Genomic DNA, 22674 nt, shown 5'->3' on the forward strand with positions numbered 1-22674 from the left:
CCTTCTCCGTGTCCGACGCGGCCGACGCCGTCGGCTCTGATCGTCGTCGTACCCACCCATGACACACCACAGGCCCGGCAGATGTTCTGCCGGGCCTGTGGTGAAAGGACTTCTGGTGCCTTACTGGGCCGGGGCCTCGATGGCCTCGGAGGTCAGCAGACCCGCGTTGATCTCGCGCAGCGCGATCGAAAGCGGCTTCTCGTGGACGTGCGTGTCCACCAGCGGGCCGACGTACTCGAGCAGGCCCTCACCGAGCTGCGAGTAGTACGCGTTGATCTGACGCGCGCGCTTGGCCGCGTAGATCACGAGGCTGTACTTCGAGTCGGTAGCCTCGAGCAGCTCGTCGATCGGCGGGTTGATGATGCCCTCGGGCGCGGTGATGGAAGAGGACACGCTCTACCTTCCGAAGATGGGTGAAAGATGGGGCCGTCCTGGAATCGACCGAATCAAAAACATCGATCAACGATCAGACAACTGCCATCAAGGCTAGCAGCTCACGGGCTACGTCCTCGACGGAGGTGTTGACCAGGGTGGTGTCGAACTCGGACTCGGCAGCGAGCTCGATCTTGGCGGCGGCGAGCCGACGCTCGATGACCTCCGCCGATTCGGTGCCCCGACCGGTCAGTCGGCGGACCAGCTCGTCCCAGCTCGGCGGTGCCAGGAACACCAGCTGGGCGTCGGGCTTGGACTCTCGGACGAGTCGTGCGCCCTGGAGATCGATCTCCAGCAGTACCGGCTCGCCGTTGTCCAGGCGTTCCAGCACCGCGCCGCGGGGTGTGCCGTAGCGGTTGCCCGCGAACTCGGCCCACTCCAGCAGCTCGCCGTTGGCGATCAGCTTGTCGAACTCGTCGTCATTGACGAAGAAGTAGTGGACTCCGTGTCGCTCACCGGGCCGCGGCTTGCGGGTGGTGGCCGACACCGAGAGCCATACCTCGGGGTGAACCTTGCGCATATGCGCGACGACCGTGCTCTTGCCGACCCCTGAAGGGCCGGAGAGCACGGTCAGCCGCGGACGAACCTCTGCTGCCATAGAGCGATTATCCAGCTTCTCGGGACTGCCTGAGAACGCCGGGAGAACTTCAGTCGACGCCTTAGGCGCCGGTGCTGCCGAACTCACGCTCCAGAGAGGCGATCTGGTTGGAACCGAGACCTCGGACACGCCGGGACTCGGAGATGCCGAGACGCTCCATGATCTGCTTGGCGCGCACCTTGCCCACGCCGGGCAGAGACTCCAGCAGCGCGGAGACCTTCATCTTGCCGATGACGTCGTTCTCCTGGCCGGTCTTGATGACCTCTTGGAGCGAGGCACCGGAGTGCTTGAGTCGATTCTTGACCTCGGCCCGCTCCCGGCGAGCCGCGGCGGCCTTTTCGAGCGCGGCTGCGCGCTGTTCAGGGGTAAGGGGCGGAAGAGCCACGCCTACGTCACCTCGGATGTCGAACTGTCGGATACGGACCGGTGGGTAACCCTGAAGGCAACACACCTCTCGAGCTCCCGAACAGCGATGGAACTCGTTCGCTGCGCGTTCACTCTGGTCGGAGACTAGCGGCCAACACCGCTCCAGTCAGCGAGAACGGACGAAAAGTCCTGGTCAGCCTCCACTGAACCGTACATCACGGACAAAATACCCCGGTTTTGTCCGATGAAGAGCGTTCGAGTTTCGCCAAGAAGTGCGAGAGGCCGGCCCGCGGAGGTGCGGCCGGCCTCTCCGGGTGACCGATTACGCGGTGACGGCCGCGTGGATCTCGTCGGCGAAGCGACGCGCCGAGTCGCGCAGGGCCCTCACGTCCGGACCGTGCTTCAGGACCCCCCGCGAGACGTTCGGGACGACGTTGCGCACGGCCTTGCCGAACACGCCCGGCAGGTCCGCCGCCGTCGCGCCCTGCGCGCCGATGCCGGGAGCCAGCAGCGGCCCGTTGATGTCCAGGTCGAAGGAGGACAGATCGCCCAGCGTGGCACCGACCACGGCGCCGAAGGAACCCATGGGGGCGGCGTCCGCGTTCTCCGCCGCCAGGTGCGCCAGCATCGTCGCGCCGATCGTCCGGCCGTCCTCGCGGACCGCCCGCTGGACCTCGGCGCCCTCCGGGTTCGAGGTCAGCGCCAGGACGAACAGGCCGGCGCCCGACTCCCGGGCCAGGTCCACGGCCGGCTTCAGCGAGCCGTAGCCCAGGTACGGGGAGACCGTCAGCGCGTCCGAGAACAGCGGCGAGGCCGGGTCCAGGAAGGCCGAGGCGTACGCCGCCATGGTCGAGCCGATGTCGCCGCGCTTGGCGTCCATGACCACCAGGGTCCCGGCCGCCCGGGCGTCCGCCACGGCGCGCTCCAGGACCGCGACGCCCTTCGAGCCGAACCGCTCGAAGAAGGCGGCCTGCGGCTTGAAGACCGCCACCGACTCGGCGAGCGCCTCGACGACGGTACGGGAGAACCGCTCCAGGCCCGCGATGTCGTCCTTGAGGCCCCACTGGGCCAGCAGGGCGGCGTGCGGGTCGATGCCCACGCACAGCGGGCCCCTGGAGTCCATCGCCGCGCGCAGACGGGTGCCGAACGGGGTCACGGTCACTGGGAGGCCTTTCGGGTCTCGGCGCCCACCGCTTCGGCGAGCGTCGCGTACGGGCTGGTGGCCAGGCGCGCGGCGAGGCCCTTGTGGATGGCGCGGGCGTAGAACGGGCCCTCGTAGATGAAGGCGCTGTAGCCCTGGATCAGCGTGGCACCGGCCAGGATCCGCTGCCAGGCGTCCTCGGCGTTCTCGATGCCGCCGACCCCGACCAGCACCAGGCGGTCCCCCACACGGGCGTACAGGCGGCGCAGGACCTCCAGGGAGCGTTCCTTGACGGGGGCTCCGGAGAGCCCGCCCGTCTCCTTCACCAGGGACGGGGAGGACTTCAGGCCGAGCCCCTCGCGGGCGATGGTGGTGTTCGTCGCGATGATGCCGTCCAGGCCCAGCTCCAGGGCCAGGTCGGCGACCGCGTCGACGTCCTCGTCCGCCAGGTCGGGGGCGATCTTGACCAGCAGCGGCACCCGGCGGTCGGTCACCGTGCGGTCGGCGGCCTCGCGTACGGCCGTCAGCAGCGGGCGCAGCGACTCGGTGGCCTGGAGGTTGCGCAGCCCGGGGGTGTTCGGGGAGGAGACGTTCACCACCAGGTAGTCGGCGTGCCGGGCGAGGCGCTCGGTGGAGGTCACGTAGTCGCCCACGGCCTCTTCCTCGGGCACGACCTTGGTCTTGCCGATGTTGACGCCCACGACGGTCCGGAAGACCGCCTCACGGGCCGCCAGGCGGGCCGCGACGGCCGCCGAACCCTCGTTGTTGAAGCCCATCCGGTTGATCAGCGCGCGGTCCGGCACGAGGCGGAAGAGCCGCTTCTTGGGGTTGCCGGGCTGTGCCTCGGCCGTGACCGTGCCGATCTCGACGTGGTCGAAGCCGAGCATCGACATGCCGTCGATGGCGACGGCGTTCTTGTCGAAGCCCGCGGCGAGGCCGAAGGGGCCGTGCATGCGCAGGCCGAGGGCCTCGGTGCGCAGCTCCTCGTAGCGCGGGGCCAGGGCGGCCGCCACGAAGGTGCGCAGCACGGGGGTGCGGGCGGCGCCGCGGATCCAGCGGAAGGCCAGGTAGTGGGCCTGCTCCGGGTCCATCCGCTTGAAGACCAGGTTGAAGAAGGTTTTGTACATCGTCGGAAAATCCCTCTGCGCTCGTGAAGAGGGGGACACCCGTCGTGAAACCGGTGTCCCCCTCCCCGTGTCCGGGCTGTACGGCCTGCGTCAGTCGCGGGCTGCGGTCAGGTGCTCCGCGTGCTCCTGGAGGGAGCGGACGCCCACATCGCCGCGGTTGAGCGCGTCGATGCCCTGGACGGCGGCGGCGAGCGCCTGGACCGTGGTCAGGCAGGGGACGCTGCGGGCCACGGCCGCCGTGCGGATCTCGTAGCCGTCGAGGCGGCCGCCGGTGCCGTACGGGGTGTTGACGATCAGGTCGACCTGGCCGTCGTGGATCAGCTGGACGATGGTCTTCTCGCCGTTCGGGCCCTCGCCCTCGCTGAGCTTGCGCACCACGGTCGCGTTGATGCCGTTGCGGCGCAGTACCTCGGCGGTGCCGGAGGTCGCCATCAGCTCGAAGCCGTGGGCGACGAGCTCGCGCGCCGGGAAGATCATCGAGCGCTTGTCGCGGTTGGCGACGGAGATGAACGCGCGGCCCTTGGTGGGCAGCGGGCCGTAGGCGCCGGCCTGCGACTTGGCGTAGGCGGTGCCGAAGACGGCGTCGATGCCCATGACCTCGCCGGTGGAGCGCATCTCCGGGCCGAGGACGGTGTCCACGCCGCGGCCGTGGATGTCGCGGAAGCGCGACCACGGCATGACGGCCTCCTTGACGGAGATCGGCGCGTCGATCGGCAGGGTGCCGCCGTCGCCGGTCTTCGGCAGCAGGCCCTCGGCGCGCAGCTCGGCGATGGTGGTGCCGAGCGAGATGCGGGCGGCGGCCTTCGCGAGCGGGACGGCGGTGGCCTTCGAGGTGAAGGGGACGGTCCGGGAGGCGCGCGGGTTGGCCTCCAGGACGTAGAGGATGTCCCCGGCCATCGCGAACTGGATGTTGATCAGACCGCGGACGCCGACACCCTTGGCGATGGCCTCGGTGGAGGCGCGCAGGCGCTTGATGTCGTAGCCGCCGAGGGTGATCGGGGGCAGGGCGCAGGCCGAGTCGCCGGAGTGGATGCCGGCTTCCTCGATGTGCTCCATGACGCCGCCGAGGTAGAGCTCGTGGCCGTCGTAGAGGGCGTCCACGTCGATCTCGATCGCGTCGTCGAGGAAGCGGTCGACCAGCACGGGGCGGGTCGGGGAGATCTCGGTGGACTCGGCGATGTACGACTCGAGGCGGGCCTCGTCGTAGACGATCTCCATGCCGCGGCCGCCGAGCACGTAGGACGGGCGCACGAGGACCGGGTAGCCGATCTCGTCGGCGATCGCCTTCGCACCCGCGAAGGTGGTGGCGGTGCCGTGCTTGGGGGCCGGCAGGCCGGCGTCGGCCAGGACCTGACCGAAGGCACCGCGGTCCTCGGCGGCGTGGATGGCCTCCGGCGGGGTGCCGACGACGGGGACGCCGTTGTCCTTGAGGGCCTGGGCGAGACCGAGGGGGGTCTGGCCGCCGAGCTGGACGACGACACCGGCGATGGGGCCGGCCAGCGACTCCGCGTGGACGATCTCCAGCACGTCCTCGAGCGTCAGCGGCTCGAAGTACAGGCGGTCGGAGGTGTCGTAGTCGGTGGAGACGGTCTCCGGGTTGCAGTTGACCATCACGGTCTCGTAGCCGGCGTCGCTGAGGGCGAAGGAGGCGTGGACGCAGGAGTAGTCGAACTCGATGCCCTGGCCGATGCGGTTCGGGCCGGATCCCAGGATGATGACCGCGGGCTTGGTGCGGGGCGCGACCTCGGACTCCTCGTCGTACGAGGAGTAGAAGTACGGGGTCTTCGCGGCGAACTCGGCGGCGCAGGTGTCGACCGTCTTGTAGACCGGGCGGACCCCGAGCGCGTGGCGGACCTCGCGGACGACGTCCTCGCGCAGGCCGCGGATCTCGGCGATCTGGGCGTCGGAGAAGCCGTGGCGCTTGGCCTCGGCGAGCAGCTCGGGCTGGAGCTTCTCGGCGGCGGCCAGCTCGTCCGCGATCTCCTTGATGAGGAAGAGCTGGTCGACGAACCAGGGGTCGATCTTCGTGAACTCGAAGACCTCTTCCTGGGTGGCGCCGGCGCGGATGGCCTGCATGACGGTGTTGATGCGACCGTCGGTCGGGCGGACCGCGGTGGCGAGGAGCTCGTCCTTGTCGCCGGTGGGGCCGACGAAGGTGAACTGCGAGCCCTTCTTCTCCAGCGAGCGCAGGGCCTTCTGCAGGGCCTCGGTGAAGTTGCGGCCGATGGCCATGGCCTCGCCCACCGACTTCATGGTGGTGGTGAGGGTGGCGTCGGCCAGCGGGAACTTCTCGAAGGCGAAGCGCGGGGCCTTGACGACGACGTAGTCGAGGGACGGCTCGAAGGAGGCCGGGGTCTTCTCGGTGATGTCGTTGGGGACCTCGTCGAGCGTGTAGCCGATGGCCAGCTTGGCGGCGATCTTGGCGATCGGGAAGCCGGTGGCCTTCGACGCGAGCGCCGAGGAGCGCGAGACGCGCGGGTTCATCTCGATGACGATGACGCGGCCGTCGACCGGGTCGATCGCGAACTGGATGTTGCAGCCGCCGGTGTCGACGCCGACCTCGCGGATGATCGCGATGCCGATGTCGCGCAGCCGCTGGTACTCGCGGTCGGTGAGCGTCATGGCCGGGGCGACGGTGATCGAGTCACCGGTGTGGACACCCATCGGGTCGAAGTTCTCGATGGAGCAGACGACGACCACGTTGTCCTTGGTGTCGCGCATCAGCTCCAGCTCGTACTCCTTCCAGCCGAGGATGGACTCCTCCAGGAGCACCTCGGTGGTCGGGGAGAGCGTGAGGCCCTGGCCGGCGATGCGGCGCAGCTCGTCCTCGTCGTGGGCGAAGCCGGATCCGGCGCCGCCCATGGTGAAGGAGGGGCGCACGACGACGGGGTAGCCGCCGAGGGTGTCGACGCCGGCGATGACGTCGTCCATCGTGTGGCAGATGACCGAGCGGGCGGACTCGCCGTGGCCGATCTTGGCGTTGACGGCCTCGACGACGCCCTTGAAGAGGTCGCGGTCCTCGCCCTTGTTGATGGCCTCGACGTTGGCGCCGATGAGCTCGACGCCGTACTTCTCCAGCACACCCTGCTCGTGCATGGAGATCGCGGTGTTGAGCGCGGTCTGGCCGCCGAGGGTCGGCAGGAGCGCGTCGGGGCGCTCCTTGGCGATGATCTTCTCGACGAACTCGGGGGTGATCGGCTCGACGTACGTGGCGTCGGCGATCTCCGGGTCGGTCATGATCGTCGCGGGGTTGGAGTTGACCAGGATGACCCGCAGGCCCTCGGCCTTGAGGATGCGGCAGGCCTGGGTGCCGGAGTAGTCGAACTCGGCGGCCTGTCCGATGACGATCGGGCCGGAGCCGATGACCAGGACGGACTGGATATCGGTGCGCTTAGGCACGCTCGGCCTCCATCAGGGATACGAAGCGGTCGAAGAGGTACGCGGCGTCGTGCGGGCCGGCGGCCGCCTCGGGGTGGTACTGGACGCTGAAGGCCGGCTGGTCGAGCAGCTGGAGGCCTTCGACGACCTGGTCGTTCAGGCAGACGTGGGAGACCTCGGCGCGGCCGTAGGCGGTCTCGGACACCTTGTCGAGGGGCGCGTCGACGGCGAAGCCGTGGTTGTGCGCGGTGACCTCGACCTTGCCTGTGGTGCGGTCCTGCACCGGCTGGTTGATGCCGCGGTGGCCGTACTTCAGCTTGTAGGTGCCGAAGCCGAGCGCGCGGCCGAGGATCTGGTTGCCGAAGCAGATGCCGAAGAGCGGGGTCTTGCGCTCCAGCACGCCCTGCATGACGGCGACGGGGCCGTCGGCGGTGGCCGGGTCGCCCGGGCCGTTGGAGAAGAACACGCCGTCCGGGTCGACCGCGTAGACGTCCTCGACGGTGGCGGTGGCGGGCAGCACGTGCACCTCGATGCCGCGCTCGGCCATCCGGTGCGGGGTCATGCCCTTGATGCCGAGGTCGACCGCGGCCACGGTGAACTTCTTCTCACCGATGGCGGGGACGACGTACGCCTCCTTGGTGGCGACCTCGGCGGAGAGGTTCGCGCCCTTCATCTGCGGCTGCGAGGTGACCTTGGCGATCAGGGCCTCGTCGCGGATCCCGACCCAGGCCTCGCCCGAGAAGATGCCGACGCGCATGGCGCCGCGCTCGCGCAGGTGGCGGGTCAGGGCGCGGGTGTCGATGCCGGAGATCCCGACGACGCCCTGCTTGACGAGCTCCTCGTCCAGCGAGCGCTGCGAGCGCCAGTTCGAGGCGACGCGGGCGGGGTCGCGTACGACGTAGCCGGCCACCCAGATGCGGGAGGACTCGGGGTCCTCGTCGTTGACGCCGGTGTTGCCCACGTGGGGGGCGGTCATCACGACGACCTGTCGGTGGTACGACGGGTCGGTGAGGGTCTCCTGGTAGCCGGTCATTCCGGTGGAGAACACGGCCTCGCCGAAGGTCTCCCCCACAGCGCCGTAGGCGCGGCCGCGGAAGATCCGACCGTCCTCCAGGACGAGTACGGCGGGAGCTTTGGCTGCTCCCCTGGTGGAGGTCGTCATCGTTCGGCGCCTTCCGTCGTGATGGATGAGTTCATGAGGTTGATGGCTTCGACCCATGCGGCGTGTTCGGCCGCGCGGTCGGAGCGGAATCCGGAGTCGATCAGCTTGTCGCCGTGCGCCCAGGTGACGACGAGCAGACCGCCCTCGGTGAGTACCTTGCCCGCGATTCCCTTGTCGAGGCGGGCGCCGCGCAGCTGCGCGGCCGGTACGAAGAAGTCGTTCGCCCCCGGTCGGACCACGTCCAGGCCCGCGTCGGTGAGCGTGAGCTCGACCCGGCTGCGCAGGCCCAGCCCGTGGGCGACGATCCGGTCGAGCCACTGTCCGGCGGTGGTGGACCCGTGGTACCGGCCGGTCAGGGCCAGCCGGTGTGCGGGAAGACCGTCGGGTGCGGCGGGGAGCTCCGGCAGATCGTTCTGCAGAGCGCCGCGCCATTTCCAGCCCTGCCGCATCAGCCAGTAGACGAACGCGACGAAGACGGCCAGGCCGATCACCCACGCCATGCGGGCACCGAAGCTGGTCACCTCCGCCGACTGTCGTTCGGCGGCCTCGGCGGCCAGTTGGATTACTGCAGGTGTCACGCCAGTTTCCCGTCCACGACCGTTGCCCGGCCCCGCAGGAAGGTATGAGTGACGCGCCCCGGCAGCTCACGGCCCTCGTAAGGCGTGTTGCGGCTGCGGGAGGCGAAGTGTGCGGGGTCCACGACACCACGGTACGAGGTCTCGACCAAGGTCAGGTTCGCGGGTTCACCTGCCGAGACGGGACGGCCGTGGTTCTCCAGGCCGCCGATGCGCGCCGGAGCGAAGGACATCCGCTCGGCGACGCCCGCCCAGTCGAGCAGTCCGGTCTCGACCATCGTCTGCTGGACGACGGAGAGCGCGGTCTCCAGGCCGACCATGCCCATGGCGGCGGCGGCCCACTCGCAGTCCTTGTCCTCGTGCGGGTGCGGGGCGTGGTCGGTGGCGACGATGTCGATCGTGCCGTCGGCAAGCGCCTCGCGCAGGGCCAGCACGTCGCGCTCGGTGCGCAGCGGCGGGTTGACCTTGTAGACCGCGTTGTACGAGCGCACGAGCTCCTCGGTGAGCAGGAGGTGGTGCGGGGTCACCTCGGCGGTGACGTCGATGCCGCGGGACTTGGCCCAGCGGACGATCTCGACGGAGCCGGCGGTGGAGAGGTGGCAGATGTGGACGCGGGAGCCGACGTGCTCGGCGAGCAGGACGTCGCGGGCGATGATCGACTCCTCGGCGACGGCCGGCCAGCCGCCGAGACCCAGTTCCGCGGAGACGACGCCCTCGTTCATCTGGGCGCCTTCGGTGAGGCGGGGCTCCTGGGCGTGCTGGGCGACGACACCGCCGAAGGCCTTCACGTACTCCAGGGCGCGGCGCATGATCACGGCGTCGTCCACGCACTTGCCGTCGTCGGAGAAGACGGTGACGCGGGCGGCGGACTCGTGCATGGCGCCCAGCTCGGAGAGCTGCTTGCCCTCCAGGCCGACGGTGACGGCGCCGATGGGCTGCACGTCGCAGTAGCCGGACTCCTTGCCCAGGCGCCAGACCTGCTCGACCACACCGGCGGTGTCGGCGACCGGGAAGGTGTTCGCCATGGCGAACACGGCGGTGTAGCCACCGGAGGCGGCGGCGCGGGTGCCGGTGAGGACGGTCTCGGAGTCCTCGCGGCCGGGCTCGCGCAGGTGGGTGTGCAGGTCGACGAGGCCCGGGAGGAGGATCTGGCCCTCGGCCTCGATGACGGTCGCGCCCTCGGCGGAGAGATTCTGACCGACCTCAGCGATGGTCTCGCCGTCGATCAGGACGTCCTGCGCCTCGCCACCGAGTACCTTCGCGCCACGAATCAGGATCTTGCTCATGATTACTTGCTCTCCTCGGTACGGGCGGCGGGGGTGGTGTTGACGGCGGGCTCGGAGCCTCCGAGCAGCAGGTACAGGACGGCCATGCGGGTGGAGACGCCGTTGGCGACCTGCTCGACGGCCGTGCAGCGGTCTGAGTCGGCGACCTGCGCGGTGATCTCCATGCCACGGTTCATCGGGCCGGGGTGCATCACGATGGCGTGCTCGGGCATCTTCGCCATACGGTCGCCGTCGAGTCCGTACCGGCGGGAGTACTCGCGCTCGGTCGGGAAGAAGGCCGCGTTCATGCGTTCGCGCTGCACACGCAGCATCATCACCGCATCGGACTTCGGCAGCACGTCGTCGAGGCTGTACGAGACCTCGCACGGCCAGGTCTCCACGCCGATCGGGACGAGCGTGGGCGGGGCCACCAGGGTGACCTCGGCGCCGAGGGTGTGCAGCAGGTGGACGTTGGAGCGGGCCACGCGGCTGTGCAGGACGTCGCCGACGATGGTGATGCGGCGGCCGTTCAGGTCCTTGCCGAGGCCGGCGTCCCGGCCGACCAGGCGGCGGCGCATGGTGAAGGCGTCCAGCAGGGCCTGGGTGGGGTGCTCGTGGGTGCCGTCGCCGGCGTTGACGACGGCGGAGTCGATCCAGCCGGAGGTCGCGAGCCGGTAGGGGGCGCCGGAGGCGTGGTGGCGGATGACGACCGCGTCGGCGCCCATGGCCTCCAGGGTCAGCGCGGTGTCCTTCAGGGATTCGCCCTTGGAAACGGACGACCCCTTCGCGGAGAAGTTGATGACGTCGGCCGAGAGCCGCTTGGCGGCCGCTTCGAAGGAGATCCGGGTGCGGGTCGAGTCCTCGAAGAAGAGGTTGACGACGGTGAGGCCGCGCAGGGTGGGCAGCTTCTTGATCGGCCGGTCCGCGACGCGGGCCATCTCCTCGGCGGTGTCGAGGATCAGGACGGCGTCGTCGCGCGTGAGATCGGCGGCCGAGATGAGGTGGCGCTTCATCTGGATGGCTCCGTAGGTCGGAAGGGCGGGCGGACTGACGGGCAGAGGTGCGAGCGGGCAGGGCAGGCCGCGGCGCGGGCCCGGTCGGGGCCCGTCACCGGAACGGTCTACTGACCTGCTGCCTGGGCGGTCCGCTGGCCGAGCAGCACGGCGTCACGGCCGTCCTCCTCCTGGAACTGGACCTTGACGGTCTCCCGCAGCGACGTGGGGAGGTTCTTGCCGACGTAGTCGGCGCGGATCGGCAGTTCGCGGTGGCCTCGGTCGACGAGGACCGCGAGCTGCACGGCGCGGGGGCGGCCGAGGTCGCCGAGGGCGTCCAGGGCGGCGCGGATGGTGCGGCCGGAGAAGAGCACGTCGTCGACGAGGACGACCAGGCGGCCGTCGAGGTCGTCACCGGGGATCTCGGTGCGACCGATCGCGCGGGCGGGCTTCATCCGCAGGTCGTCGCGGTACATGGTGATGTCGAGGGAGCCGACCGGGATCTTCGTGCCGGTGATCTCTTCGAGCTTGGCGGCCAGCCGGCGGGCGAGGTAGACACCGCGGGTGGGAATGCCGAGGAGCACCACGTCGTCGGCACCCTTGGCGCGTTCGACGATCTCGTGGGCGATGCGGGTCAGGACCCGCGCGATGTCCTGCGCTTCGAGAACGGGGCGCATGGAATCGGTGTTCTGCTGGGTGTCCATGAAAAGGACCTCCTTCTCCGCCTCACGGGACGGACCTTAAAGGACGTCTGATGTACGCCTCACACGGTACCAGGGAGAAGCCGGTGACCGGGACCGGGCCGGTACGGAAGGGCTGCCAGAGGGCTGCTGGGACGAACCCTCAGGGGGGCGACGAAGACCATTCGGCTTGACGCATCCAAGTAACGCTGCGTAACCTCACAGTGAGTTACCAGCCGCGCGGCTGAACCGCACGTAGTTACCTAGTTACGTAGTCGCAGTGTCCACCAGTCACAGCGTCACAGCGTCCGGGAGCGTTATGTCCAGCGAATACGCCAAACAGCTCGGGGCCAAGCTCCGCGCCATCCGCACCCAGCAGGGCCTTTCCCTCCACGGTGTCGAGGAGAAGTCCCAGGGTCGGTGGAAGGCCGTGGTGGTCGGTTCCTACGAGCGCGGGGACCGCGCCGTGACCGTCCAGCGTCTTGCCGAGCTGGCGGACTTCTACGGGGTTCCGGTGCAGGAGCTGCTGCCGGGTACGACTCCCGGTGGGGCCGCCGAGCCGCCGCCGAAGCTGCGTCTCGACCTGGAGCGCCTGGCGGGCGTCCCGGCCGAGAAGGCGGGCCCGCTGCAGCGTTACGCGGCGACGATCCAGAGCCAGCGTGGCGACTACAACGGCAAGGTGCTGTCGATCCGCCAGGACGACCTGCGCACCCTGGCCGTCATCTACGACCAGTCCCCCTCGGTCCTGACCGAACAGCTGATCAGCTGGGGCGTGCTGGACGCGGACGCGCGTCGCGCGGTGGCGCACGAGGAACTCTGACCCTCGGGCTTCGGACCAGCAGAAACGTTTACCGGCGGGCGCCGGACCCTTGCGGGGGTCCGGCGCCCGCCGGTTTTTTCGTTCCCGGACCCGCCGTCACCCGCGCTCCGCTCCCCCGCACCCATACGGAAGGGCCCGCGACACGTACGTCGCGGGCCCTTCCGTATGGCGGTGCCGGCGCTGGGCCGTGCGGTCAGCTCTCGCTGCGTCGCAGGCTCGGCTTCAGGTCCTTGAAGCGGGCCAGGAGCCCGTTCACGAATGCCGGGGAGTCGTCCGTGGAGAACTCCTTGGCCAGCTGGACGGCCTCGTCGATGGCCACGGCGTCCGGGGTGTCGTCCACCCAGATCAGCTCGTAGGCACCGAGCCGCAGGATGTTCCGGTCCGCGACCGGCATGCGGTCGAGGTCCCAGTCCACGGCGTAGGTGATGATCAGATCGTCGATGCGGTTCACCTTGTCGGCGTAACCCTCGACGAGATCCATCGTGAAGGCGCTGACCGGCGGCTGCCGGTCGTCCGACCTCGCGTGACGGATCCAGTCCGCGAGGACCTCGCGCACGGGCACGTCGCGCTGGTCGGCCTCGAAGAGGATCTGGAAGGCGCGCTTGCGCGCATTGCTCCGAGCAGCCACGGGTTAGTTGCCGCTCTTCCGGCCGAGGTAGTCGCTGGTGCGGGTGTCGACCTTGACCGTCTCGCCGGTGGTGACGAAGAGCGGGACCTGGATCTCGTAGCCGGTCTCCAGCGTGGCCGGCTTGGTGCCACCGGTGGAGCGGTCGCCCTGGACGCCCGGGTCGGTGTGCTCGATCTTGAGCTCGACCGCGGCCGGGAGCTCCACGTAGAGCACCTCGCCCTCGTGCTGGGCGACGGAGGCGGTGAAGCCCTCGATCAGGAAGTTGGCGGCGTCGCCGACGGCCTTCTTGTCCACCATCAGCTGGTCGAAGGTGGACATGTCCATGAAGACGAAGTAGTCGCCGTCCATGTAAGAGAACTGCATGTCACGGCGGTCGATGGTGGCCGTCTCGACCTTCGTGCCGGCGTTGAACGTCTTGTCGACGACCTTGCCGGACATCACGCTCTTCAGCTTGGTACGCACGAAGGCCGGGCCCTTGCCGGGCTTGACGTGCTGGAACTCGACGACGGACCAGAGCTGGCCCCCGTCGAGCTTCAGCACCATGCCGTTCTTGAGGTCGTTCGTGGAAGCCACGGTTGCGGAATCTCCTGCACTGGAAGACCACGGGCGCGCGCACAGCCCGGCAGAGCCGACTAGAGCGCGAGCAGTTCCTTGGTCGTAATGGTGAGTAGCTCGGGACCGCCGTCCGCCTCGGGGCGCACGACGAGCGTGTCATCGATCCGGACACCTCCCCGGCCCGGGAGGTGAACCCCCGGTTCGACGGTGACCGGCACGCAAGCGTCCAGTTTACCCATTGCCGTAGGTGCAAGCTGCGGGTCCTCGTCGATTTCGAGGCCCACACCGTGTCCGGTCCACGGAGCGAGGGCTTCCGAGTGGCCCGCGGAGTCCAGGACGGAGCGCGCGGCACGGTCCACGTCCCGATACGCGGCCCCGGGCAGCAGGGCTTCGCGCCCGGCCCGCTGGGCGGTGAAGACGAGGTCGTACAGCTCGATCTGCCAGTCGGCCGGGCTGGTGCCGATCACGAAGGTCCGGCCGATCTCGCACCGGTAGCCGCGGTAGTTGGCGCCCAGGCAGACCGTGAGGAAGTCGCCCTCCTCCACCCGGCGGTCGGAGGGCCGGTGCCGGGAGCGACCGGAGTGCGGGCCGGTGCCGACGGAGGTCGGGAAGGCCGGGCCGTCGGCGCCGTGGTCGACCAGCCGGCGCTCCAGCTCCAGGGCGAGGTGCCGCTCGGTACGGCCGACCAGGATGGACTCCAGCAGCTCGCCGAGGGCCTGGTCGGCGATCTCCGCGGCGATCCGCAGGCAGGCGATCTCCTCCTCGTCCTTGACGAGGCGCTGCTGCTCCACGGCCGTGCCGAGGTCCGCGAGGCGCAGTTTGGGCGCGACGGAGCGCAGGGCCCGGTGCCGGGCGACGGTGAGGTGGTGTTCCTCCACCGCGAGCGAGTCGGCCCGTAGGGAGGCGGTCAGATCGGCGGCGGCGACGGCCGGGTCCCCGCCGGGGCTGCCCAGGACGGCGGCGTTCAGGTGCTCGTCGAGACGGCCCTCGTCGGCCTCGCCGGTGGGCGCTCCCGCGCAGAAGAGCATGTCCTCGGAGGGGCCGACGAGCAGCACCGCGCCGAGCGGGGACGCCCCGGAGAGGTAGCGCACGTTCGCCGGACGCGTGATCAGTGCGGCGGCGTTCCCCGCGGCGGCGCATCGGTCGCGAAGCAGGTCCCGGCGGGCGGCGTACACGTCTGACATGTCTTCGAGCGTACGAGCGCCCCGCCGATCCGGCCCGGCGAGCGCGTCCGGACGGGCCCCGGGGACTACTGCCCGGGCCGGCCGCCAGGGGCGGACAGGGCGCGGGCCAGGGCCTCGTCGAGGGCACGGGCGGTGCCCTCCACGTCGAGGTGGGAGTTGTCGATGATCGGCAGTCCGGAGCCGTACCAGCCGGCCATCCGGCCGTGGATCCGTGCCACTTCCTCGTCCGAGAGCCGACGGTTGCCGGCGCGCTCGGCGTTGCGCTCCAGGACGATCTCCAGGCCGGGCAGGAGCACGACGGGCAGCAGGTTCGGCCCCACGTGTCGCTTCCAGCCGCCCAGCCCGACCACGGGCCGGTCGGGGAAGACGGCGTCGTCCAGGATGCAGGAGATGCCGTTCGCCAGGTAGTTGCGGGCGGCGAAGCCGCAGGTGCGGCGGGCCAGCCGGTACTGGGCCTCGGAGTGCTCGTTCCAGCCCGCCTGGGGGTCCGCGAAGCCGGAGCAGACCCACTCGCGGACGTCGTCCAGGCTGACGTGGGCGGTCGGGACGGGCCGGCTGCCGGCCCAGTGCCGGGCGACGGTGGTCTTGCCGGCGCCGGCCGGGCCGATCAGCAGGACGGCGAGGACGGCCCCACCGGTACCCGGCACCGCGGGAGGCAGCGGGATGTGCCCGGTGGCCTCCGGCACGGCGGGCACCGGCTGCGAGGGATACGACGGCTGCTGATGGGGCTGGTGGGGCGGCTGAGGCGGAGACTGCGGCGGGGGTGAACCCGGCCAACCGTGCGCCGGGGGTATCGGCGGCTGCGGGGGCGCCGATGGGCGCGGTCCCGGCTGCCACGGGCCCGCGCCCCCACCCCCCACTGCGTGCTGCATCCGCTGCCACTCCGTCTCGTTCAAGCGACTGATGCGAGAACGTTATATGACTGCCGGGGCCCGACCGTCCACCAGCGCCGTCAGCAGAGTGTCAGGCGGAGATCTCGTCCGCCAGTGCGCGCAGCGCCAGCCGGTACGAACCGATCCCGAAGCCCGCCACCGTCCCGGTCGCCACCGGCGCGATGACCGAGGTGTGGCGGAATTCCTCGCGGGCGTACGGGTTCGAGATGTGCACCTCGATCAGCGGCGCCGTGCGCTGCGCGGCCGCGTCCCGCATGCCGTACGAGTAGTGGGTGAAGGCCCCCGGGTTGATGACCACGGGGATCTTCCCGTCCGCCGCCTCGTGCAGCCAGCGGATCAGCTCGCCCTCGTCGTTGGTCTCGCGGACCTCGACGTCGAAGCCGAGCTCCTCGCCCAGCGAACGGCAGCTTTCCACCAGCCCCGCGTACGAGGTGGCCCCGTACACATCGGGCTCGCGCGAGCCGAGCCGGCCCAGGTTCGGGCCGTTCAGCACGAGGACGGGCCGGCTCACGCCGACACCTCACCGTAGGCGGCGACCAGGTGCGCCGGGTCGGGACCCTCCAGGACGGTCGGCTTGGCCAGCCCGTCGAGGACGATGAAGCGCAGCAGGTTGCCACGGGACTTCTTGTCGACCTGCATGGTCTGGAGCAGCTTGGACCACTGGTCGCCCCGGTAGGTCAGCGGCAGCCCGACCGAGGCGAGGACCGCCTTGTGCCGGTCGGCCGTCGCGTCGTCGAGCCGGCCCGCGAGGCGGCCGAGCTCGGCGGCGAAGACCATGCCGACGGACACGGCCGCGCCGTGCCGCCACTTGTAGCGCTCGTTCTTCTCGATGGCGTGCGCGAGGGTGTGGCCGTAGTTGAGGATCTCGCGGAGTCCCGACTCCTTGAGGTCGCTGGAGACCACGTCGGCCTTGACCTGGATGGAGCGCACGATGAGCTCGGCGGTGTGCGGGCCCTCGGGCGTACGGGCCGCCGCCGGGTCCTCCTCGATCAGGTCGAGGATCACCGGGTCGGAGATGAACCCGGCCTTGATGACCTCGGCGAGGCCGCTGACGTAGTCGTTGACCGGCAGCGAGTCGAGGGCCGCGAGGTCGCAGAGCACACCGGCCGGCGGGTGGAAGGCCCCCACGAGGTTCTTGCCCTCGGCGGTGTTGATGCCGGTCTTGCCGCCGACGGCCGCGTCCACCATCGCGAGGACGGTGGTCGGTACGGCGACCCAGCGCACCCCGCGCAGCCAGCTCGCCGCGACGAAGCCCGCCAGGTCGGTGGTGGCTCCCCCGCCGACCCCGACGATCACATCGGTGCGGGTGAAACCGGACTGGCCCAGCGCCTTCCAGCAGTAGGCGGCCACCTCGACCGTCTTGGCCTCCTCGGCGTTCGGCACCTGGATGGCGACCGCCTCGTAGCCCTGCTCGGCCAGGTCGTCGCGCAGCGCCTCACCGGTCGAGGCCAGCGCCTCGGGGTGGATCACGGCGACCCGCTGGGCCTTGGTACCGATCAGGGAGCCGAGCTCGCCGAGCAGCTGCCGTCCGACCAGCACGTCGTACGCGTCGTGTCCGGCGCTCGCGCCGACGTGGATCCGCGTCACCTGGTCTGTCATACGTCCTTCAACTCCAGAGCGTCGAGGACCGCCTGGGCGACCTCTTCGGGGGTGCGGTCGTCGGTGGCCACCACGACACGCGCGACTTCGGTGTACAGGGGGCGCCGCGCGTCCATCAGCTCGCGCCACTGGCGGCGCGGGTTGACGGCGAGCAGCGGGCGCGCGGCGCCGAGGCCGACGCGCCGTACGGCTTCTTCGACGTCCATCGACAGGTAGGCGACGGGCAGGCCGGCCAGGAGGTCGCGGGTGCCCTCGTCGAGGACGGCGCCGCCGCCGAGGGCGAGGACTCCGGTGTGCCCGGCGACGGCGGCGGCGACCGCCTGCCGTTCCAGGTCACGGAAGTACGGCTCGCCCTCGTCGACGAAGATGTCGGAGATCTCCCGGCCCTGGGCCGCGACGATGTCGGCGTCCGTGTCCCGGTAGGCGACGCCGAGCCGCTCGGCGAGCAGCGCTCCCACCGTGGATTTGCCGGACCCCATCGGGCCGACGAGGACGACGAGCGGTCCGGCCGTCACCGGATCTGCAGGTTGTCGAGGTACGAACGGACGTTGCGACGGGTCTCGGGCACCGAGTCACCGCCGAACTTCTCCACGACCGCGTCCGCAAGCACCAGGGCGACCATCGCCTCGGCGACGATGCCGGCCGCCGGCACGGCACACACGTCGGAACGCTGGTGGTGGGCCACCGTCGCCTCACCCGTCGCCACGTCCACCGTCGCGAGCGCCTTCGGCACCGTCGCGATCGGCTTCATCGCCGCACGGACCCGCAACAGCTCACCCGTGGTCAGACCACCCTCCGTGCCACCCGAACGCCCCGAGGTGCGCTTGAGGCCCTCGGGGGTGGAGACGATCTCGTCGTGCGCCTTGGAACCGGGCACGCGGGCGAGGTCGAAACCGTCGCCGACCTCGACGCCCTTGATCGCCTGGATGCCCATGAGGGCGGCGGCCAGGCGTGCGTCGAGTCGACGGTCCCAGTGGACGTGCGAGCCGAGACCGACCGGAACCCCGTAGGCCAGCACCTCGACGACGCCGCCGAGGGTGTCGCCGTCCTTGTGGGCCTGGTCGATCTCCGCGACCATCGCCTTGCTCGCGTCCGCGTCCAGGCAACGCACCGGGTCGGCGTCCAGCTTCTCCACATCGGCGGGGGTCGGGTAGACGCCGTACGGGGCCTTGGCCGAGGCCAGTTCCACCACGTGCGAGACGATCTCGATCCCCGCGACCTCCTTGATGAAGGACCGGGCGACCGCACCGAGCGCCACACGGGCGGCCGTCTCCCGAGCACTGGCGCGCTCCAGGATCGGCCGGGCCTCGGAGAACCCGTACTTCTGCATCCCCGCCAGGTCCGCGTGACCCGGACGCGGACGCGTCAGCGCCGCGTTACGACCGGTCTCCTTCAACAGCGAGGGATCGACCGGATCGGCCGACATCACCGTCTCCCACTTCGGCCACTCCGTGTTGCCGATCATGACCGCGATCGGCGAACCCTGCGACAACCCGTGCCGGACACCACCCAGGAAGGTGATCTCGTCCTGCTCGAACTTCATCCGGGCACCGCGGCCGTAACCGAGCCGGCGCCGGGCCAAGTGGTCGGCCACCAGCTCGGTGGTGACGGGGACGCCGGCGGGAAGGCCCTCCAACGTCGCCACCAGTGCCGGTCCGTGGGACTCCCCGGCGGTCAGCCAACGCAACCTGCTCAACGATGCTCCTCATGCTCGCGCCTGGTACAGCGACGGCGCGATCGGGTGCGCGGCCCGGACCCGCCTGACCCGATCCTCCCATGTCCGGAGGGGTTTATCGGGCCCCGGTCCAGCTGTCGGACGCCTGAGGCGTCAGCGGGACCGTCGGCCGCGCTCGCGCTGCCAGGTGATCCCGTACGAGAGGACGACGGAACCGAAGAGTCCGAGAATGAGCGCCTTGGCCCACAAGGGCAGGGTGCCGAACGCCACCCGGCCCATGCCGAAGAGGACGAACGGGAGATCCCACTTCGACGCGAGTACCTGGTCCGTGCTGTTCCCGTCCATGCCGCCCCCTGTGAATGCGCAGGTGGAAAGCCTAACGGGCGGCGAGCGCCCGCTCTCCCGCAGCCCTCATGGCGGCGAGCGGACCCGGGGTCCGGCCGGTCATCCGCTCCACCTGGAGCACGGCCTGGTGGACGAGGAGGTCGAGTCCGCCGACGACCTGGCCGCCCTGCCGCGACCAGGCGGCGGCCAGCGCGGTCGGCCAGGGGTCGTAGAGGACGTCGAAGAGGGTGCCCGCCCCCTCGGGTACGGACGCCGCCAGGGCGTCGGTCGTACCGGCCGGGGTGGTGGCGATCACCAGCGGCGCGGACAGGGCCGCGGCCGCCTGCGACCAGTCGGCCGTGCGGACGGGCACGCCGAGCCGCTCGCCCCACTGCCTCATCTCGTCGGCGCGGGCCGCCGAGCGGACGTACGCCGTCACCTCGCCGGAGCAGATCCGCGCGAGCGCGGCGAGCGCCGAGGAGGCGGTGGCCCCGGCGCCGAGGACGGCGGCGGAGGCCACCTTCTCGACGCCGCGTTCGTGGAGCGCGGCGACGATGCCGGGGATGTCGGTGTTGTCTCCGAGGCGTCGTCCGTCCTCGGTGAACACGACCGTGTTGACCGTCTCGACGGAGGCGGCCGTGTCGCTGACGCCGTCCAGCAGCGGGATGATCGCCCGCTTGAGCGGCATGGTCAGGGACAGCCCGGCCCACTCGGGGCCGAGTCCTGCCACGAATTCCGGGAGCCCGGCCTCGTCGATCTCGAAGCGGTCGTACGACCAGTCGTCGAGGCCGAGCTCCTGATAAGCGGCGCGGTGCAGCACCGGCGAGAGCGAGTGCTCGATGGGTGAACCCAACACCGCGGCCCTTATGCGTGACATGTCCTGCTAACCGCCGTTCTTCTGCTTCTGTCGTTCCTGGAACTCGTTGGCCAGCTTCGTGTGCTCTTCGTACGTCTTGGTGAAGGTGGTCGTTTTGCCGTCGACCGACACGAAGAACATCCAGCCGCCGTGGTCCGGGTTGAGCGTAGCGGTCAGCGCGTCCAGACCCGGGTTGTTGATCGGCCCGGTGGGCAGCCCCTTGATGAAGTGCGTGTTGTAGGGGTTGTCGAAGGCCTGGGCTTCCTTCAGGTTGAAGTTGATCTCGCTCTGGTTCTTGACGTAGTTGTACGTCGAGTCGAACTGGAGCTTCTGGTTCGTGACGTCGTTGGTCTTCTTGAGGCGGTTGTAGACCACCTCGGCCATCTTCCGGAAGTCGTCGTGGTTCTTGCCCTCGGCGTTGACGAGGCTGGCCACCGTGACCACCTGGAGCGGATTCTCCAGGCCCAGCTCCTTGGCCTTGCCCTCGATGCCCAGCTCGCCGTACTTGTCGGTCGCGTTCTTGACCATCTGCTTGAGCAGCGAGTCGGGAGTGCTGTCCTTGCTCAGGTCGTAACGCGTCGGGTACAGGAAGCCTTCGAGCGGGTCGATGAGCTTCGGGTCGTTGTTCGCCCAGGCGGGCAGGCCGAGGTTCTTGGCCTCGCGCTTGGCGATCTCGGCGGTCGTGCCCTCCTGCTGGCCCAGCTTCTTGTCGATCGCCGCGTACACCGCGGAGTTGCGCATGCCCTCGGTGACGGTGATGACGTTCAGCTTCGAGGGGTCGCTCATGACCTCGACCGCGGAGGCGGCCGACATCTTCTTGCGGAGCGGGTAGACACCGGCCTGGATCGCCTTGCCCGGCGGGAGCTTGGCCGCGGCGTCGGCGAAGGCCTGGCCGCTGGCGACGACCCCCGCCTTCTTGAGGATCACGCCCATCTGCAGGAGGCCGGAGCCCTTGGGGATCTCGACCTCGACGATCTCGCTGGTGCCCTCACCCGCGAAGTCCTCGGCCGAGCTGAACCTGGCCTTGATGTAGTTGTAGCCGTAGTAGCCGCCACCGCCGACCACGCCGATGATGACGACCGCGGCGACCAGGCAGGCCGTGCCGCTGCGCTTCTTGGGCTTACCGCCCTTGGAGCGGCCGCCCCGACGGCCGTCGTCGTCGTCGCCGTCGTCGCCGTCACGGCCTCCACCGGCCGGGAGCAGGCTCTCCTCCGGCTCCTGCGCGGACTCCGGCTCCTCGACGGGCTCCGGCTCCAGGTGTCGCCGGCCCGGGGGCTGCGGCGGCGCGTAGGCGTCCTCCGTGCTGTAGAGGTCGGGGGCCTCACCGGGGTAGCCCGCCACGGGCTGCTGGGTGTAGGGGTCCACGCCCGCGTACACATCGGTCTGCTGCGCCGCCGTGTACTGGCCCTGGCCGGTGTCCCAGCCCTGGCTGTCGTACACCGGCTGCTGCGGCTGGTGCTGCTGCGGCGGCTGCTGCTGCTGCTGCGGGGCATAGCCCTGCTGCTGGTCGGCGTACTGCTGCTGCGGGTACTGGCCCTGCATGTACTGCTGCTGGGGCTGCTGCTGCTGCGCCTGCTGCGGGTACTGCCCCTGCTGCGGGTACTGCTGCTGCGGATACTGCGGCTGCTGGTACTCCGGGTACTGCTGGTGCTGGGGGTACTGCTGCTGGTACTGCGGCTCCTGCGGGTACTCCTGCTGCTGCGGGGCACCGGCATAAGGCACCTGGCCCTGCTGGGTCTGGTGCCCGGTCCACCCCTGGTCCCCGTACAGGGGGTCCTCGGGGTGCCAGGGTTCGGGGCCACGGCCCCGGCCATACTCAGTCATCGGTCCCCTAGAGCCGCGAGACGGAGGCCACGGACTCCGTCGTCCGTGGCACCCGGTTCCGCCTCTTTGACGGTGGGCGACGGCTGTTCGAATGCCGTCTCATCGCGCGGAACGTTACCGTATCGCGATCAGACAACCACTTCGACGCACTCACCAGGCGGATTACCTGATACCCGTTCGGTCTCAAGAGCGTTCTGAAGGATCACCACAGCGGCTGCCTGGTCGATGACCGACCGGCCCTTCTTGGCGTTCTTCCCGGAGGCCCGCAGGCCCTGTGCGGCGGTGACCGTGGTCATCCGCTCGTCCACCAGCCGGACCGTCACCGGCTTGATGCCCTTGGCGAGTTCGTTGGCGAAGGCGCGCACCTTGACCGCGGCCGGCCCCTCCCGCCCGCTGAGCGAGCGGGGAAGGCCGACCACGACTTCGAGGGGCTCGTACTCCTCGACGAGCTGCCGCAGCCGCCGGTGGGCGAAGGGGATGTCCCGGCCCGGAACGGTCTCCACCGGTGTGGCCAGCACCCCGTCGGGGTCGCACGAGGCGACCCCGATACGGGCGTCACCGACGTCGATGGCGAGCCGGCGGCCGCGGCGCAGTGTCATC

The 22674-nt window shown here is 70.1% G+C and carries 24 protein-coding genes; 1 reads left to right on the forward strand and 23 read right to left on the reverse strand.

Translation table 11 applies throughout. The annotated features are described in order from the left end of the window. Nucleotides 1-120: 120 nt before the first annotated feature. The 11 genes from rpoZ to pyrR form a co-directional block, all read right to left on the reverse strand. Nucleotides 121-393: a DNA-directed RNA polymerase subunit omega gene (gene rpoZ / locus BCL76_RS19760; protein ID WP_004948662.1), complete on the reverse strand. Its 273-nt coding sequence runs from the start codon at nt 391-393 to the stop codon at nt 121-123. Nucleotides 394-466: 73 nt separating this feature from the next. Beyond that, entirely contained in the window at nt 467-1030 is a 564-nt protein-coding gene (gene gmk / locus BCL76_RS19765; protein ID WP_030008745.1) for a guanylate kinase, read from the reverse strand. A 61-nt stretch (nt 1031-1091) separates the two neighbouring features. Next, nucleotides 1092-1415 (reverse strand): integration host factor, encoded by a 324-nt coding sequence (locus BCL76_RS19770; RefSeq protein WP_030008746.1) that lies wholly within the window; start codon nt 1413-1415, stop codon nt 1092-1094. 303 nt (nt 1416-1718) lie between these two features. After that, entirely contained in the window at nt 1719-2558 is an 840-nt protein-coding gene (pyrF, locus tag BCL76_RS19775) for an orotidine-5'-phosphate decarboxylase (protein ID WP_309136857.1), read from the reverse strand. Continuing rightward, on the reverse strand, nt 2555-3664 hold the full coding sequence (locus BCL76_RS19780; RefSeq protein WP_030769189.1) for a quinone-dependent dihydroorotate dehydrogenase: 1110 nt from the start codon (nt 3662-3664) through the stop codon (nt 2555-2557). The genes pyrF and BCL76_RS19780 overlap by 4 nt, the downstream gene beginning before the upstream one ends. A gap of 90 nt (nt 3665-3754) precedes the next feature. Beyond that, on the reverse strand, nt 3755-7063 hold the full coding sequence (carB, locus tag BCL76_RS19785; protein WP_109780815.1) for a carbamoyl-phosphate synthase large subunit: 3309 nt from the start codon (nt 7061-7063) through the stop codon (nt 3755-3757). Further along, complete coding sequence (carA, locus tag BCL76_RS19790) at nt 7056-8204, reverse strand: glutamine-hydrolyzing carbamoyl-phosphate synthase small subunit (RefSeq protein WP_109780816.1); 1149 nt, start codon at nt 8202-8204, stop codon at nt 7056-7058. Before carA ends, carB begins: the two co-directional genes overlap by 8 nt. After that, the gene (locus BCL76_RS19795; protein WP_109780817.1) at nt 8201-8782 is read right to left on the reverse strand and encodes a PH-like domain-containing protein; all 582 of its coding nucleotides are present in this window, start codon (nt 8780-8782) and stop codon (nt 8201-8203) included. The genes carA and BCL76_RS19795 overlap by 4 nt, the downstream gene beginning before the upstream one ends. Beyond that, on the reverse strand, nt 8779-10065 hold the full coding sequence (locus BCL76_RS19800; RefSeq protein ID WP_109780818.1) for a dihydroorotase: 1287 nt from the start codon (nt 10063-10065) through the stop codon (nt 8779-8781). The genes BCL76_RS19795 and BCL76_RS19800 overlap by 4 nt, the downstream gene beginning before the upstream one ends. 2 nt (nt 10066-10067) lie before the next feature. Continuing rightward, nucleotides 10068-11057 carry an aspartate carbamoyltransferase catalytic subunit gene (locus BCL76_RS19805; RefSeq protein ID WP_030769174.1) on the reverse strand — a complete coding sequence of 330 codons (990 nt, stop codon included), beginning with the start codon at nt 11055-11057 and terminating at the stop codon, nt 10068-10070. Between the two features lie 107 nt (nt 11058-11164). Next, complete coding sequence (gene pyrR / locus BCL76_RS19810; protein ID WP_109780819.1) at nt 11165-11740, reverse strand: bifunctional pyr operon transcriptional regulator/uracil phosphoribosyltransferase PyrR; 576 nt, start codon at nt 11738-11740, stop codon at nt 11165-11167. Nucleotides 11741-12035: 295 nt separating this feature from the next. Here pyrR and bldD point away from each other — a divergent pair, with 295 nt between their 5' ends. Next, nucleotides 12036-12536 carry a transcriptional regulator BldD gene (gene bldD / locus BCL76_RS19815; RefSeq protein WP_030008755.1) on the forward strand — a complete coding sequence of 167 codons (501 nt, stop codon included), beginning with the start codon at nt 12036-12038 and terminating at the stop codon, nt 12534-12536. A 193-nt stretch (nt 12537-12729) separates the two neighbouring features. On the opposite strand, the gene nusB is transcribed toward bldD, so the two are convergent. From nusB to ruvX, 12 genes are all read right to left on the reverse strand, one after another. Further along, nucleotides 12730-13164 (reverse strand): transcription antitermination factor NusB, encoded by a 435-nt coding sequence (gene nusB / locus BCL76_RS19820; protein WP_030769171.1) that lies wholly within the window; start codon nt 13162-13164, stop codon nt 12730-12732. A gap of 3 nt (nt 13165-13167) precedes the next feature. Beyond that, nucleotides 13168-13737, reverse strand: coding sequence for an elongation factor P (efp, locus tag BCL76_RS19825; protein ID WP_030769168.1), 570 nt, complete (start codon nt 13735-13737; stop codon nt 13168-13170). 59 nt (nt 13738-13796) lie between these two features. Continuing rightward, nucleotides 13797-14903 carry an aminopeptidase P family protein gene (locus BCL76_RS19830; RefSeq protein ID WP_109780820.1) on the reverse strand — a complete coding sequence of 369 codons (1107 nt, stop codon included), beginning with the start codon at nt 14901-14903 and terminating at the stop codon, nt 13797-13799. Nucleotides 14904-14968: 65 nt separating this feature from the next. Continuing rightward, the gene (locus BCL76_RS19835) at nt 14969-15775 is read right to left on the reverse strand and encodes an AAA family ATPase (protein ID WP_109780821.1); all 807 of its coding nucleotides are present in this window, start codon (nt 15773-15775) and stop codon (nt 14969-14971) included. Between the two features lie 91 nt (nt 15776-15866). Further along, nucleotides 15867-16307 carry a type II 3-dehydroquinate dehydratase gene (gene aroQ / locus BCL76_RS19840; RefSeq protein WP_030009559.1) on the reverse strand — a complete coding sequence of 147 codons (441 nt, stop codon included), beginning with the start codon at nt 16305-16307 and terminating at the stop codon, nt 15867-15869. Further along, nucleotides 16304-17395 carry a 3-dehydroquinate synthase gene (gene aroB, locus BCL76_RS19845; RefSeq protein ID WP_109780822.1) on the reverse strand — a complete coding sequence of 364 codons (1092 nt, stop codon included), beginning with the start codon at nt 17393-17395 and terminating at the stop codon, nt 16304-16306. Before aroB ends, aroQ begins: the two co-directional genes overlap by 4 nt. Continuing rightward, entirely contained in the window at nt 17392-17910 is a 519-nt protein-coding gene (locus BCL76_RS19850; RefSeq protein WP_109780823.1) for a shikimate kinase, read from the reverse strand. Before BCL76_RS19850 ends, aroB begins: the two co-directional genes overlap by 4 nt. Next, nucleotides 17907-19091, reverse strand: coding sequence for a chorismate synthase (aroC, locus tag BCL76_RS19855; RefSeq protein ID WP_109780824.1), 1185 nt, complete (start codon nt 19089-19091; stop codon nt 17907-17909). Before aroC ends, BCL76_RS19850 begins: the two co-directional genes overlap by 4 nt. Nucleotides 19092-19223: 132 nt before the next feature. Beyond that, the gene (locus BCL76_RS19860) at nt 19224-19415 is read right to left on the reverse strand and encodes a hypothetical protein (RefSeq protein WP_109780825.1); all 192 of its coding nucleotides are present in this window, start codon (nt 19413-19415) and stop codon (nt 19224-19226) included. A gap of 31 nt (nt 19416-19446) precedes the next feature. Next, nucleotides 19447-20271: a shikimate dehydrogenase gene (locus tag BCL76_RS19865; RefSeq protein WP_109780826.1), complete on the reverse strand. Its 825-nt coding sequence runs from the start codon at nt 20269-20271 to the stop codon at nt 19447-19449. Between the two features lie 6 nt (nt 20272-20277). Continuing rightward, nucleotides 20278-22074, reverse strand: a complete 1797-nt coding sequence (mltG, locus tag BCL76_RS19870) for an endolytic transglycosylase MltG (protein WP_109780827.1) — start codon at nt 22072-22074, stop codon at nt 20278-20280. 128 nt (nt 22075-22202) lie between these two features. Beyond that, on the reverse strand, nt 22203-22673 hold the full coding sequence (gene ruvX / locus BCL76_RS19880; RefSeq protein WP_030009552.1) for a Holliday junction resolvase RuvX: 471 nt from the start codon (nt 22671-22673) through the stop codon (nt 22203-22205). Nucleotide 22674: the final 1 nt, after the last annotated feature.

Origin of the sequence: Streptomyces sp. CG 926, assembly GCF_003148825.1 — a bacterium.
In the GTDB taxonomy this organism is placed as follows: Bacteria; Actinomycetota; Actinomycetes; order Streptomycetales; family Streptomycetaceae; genus Streptomyces.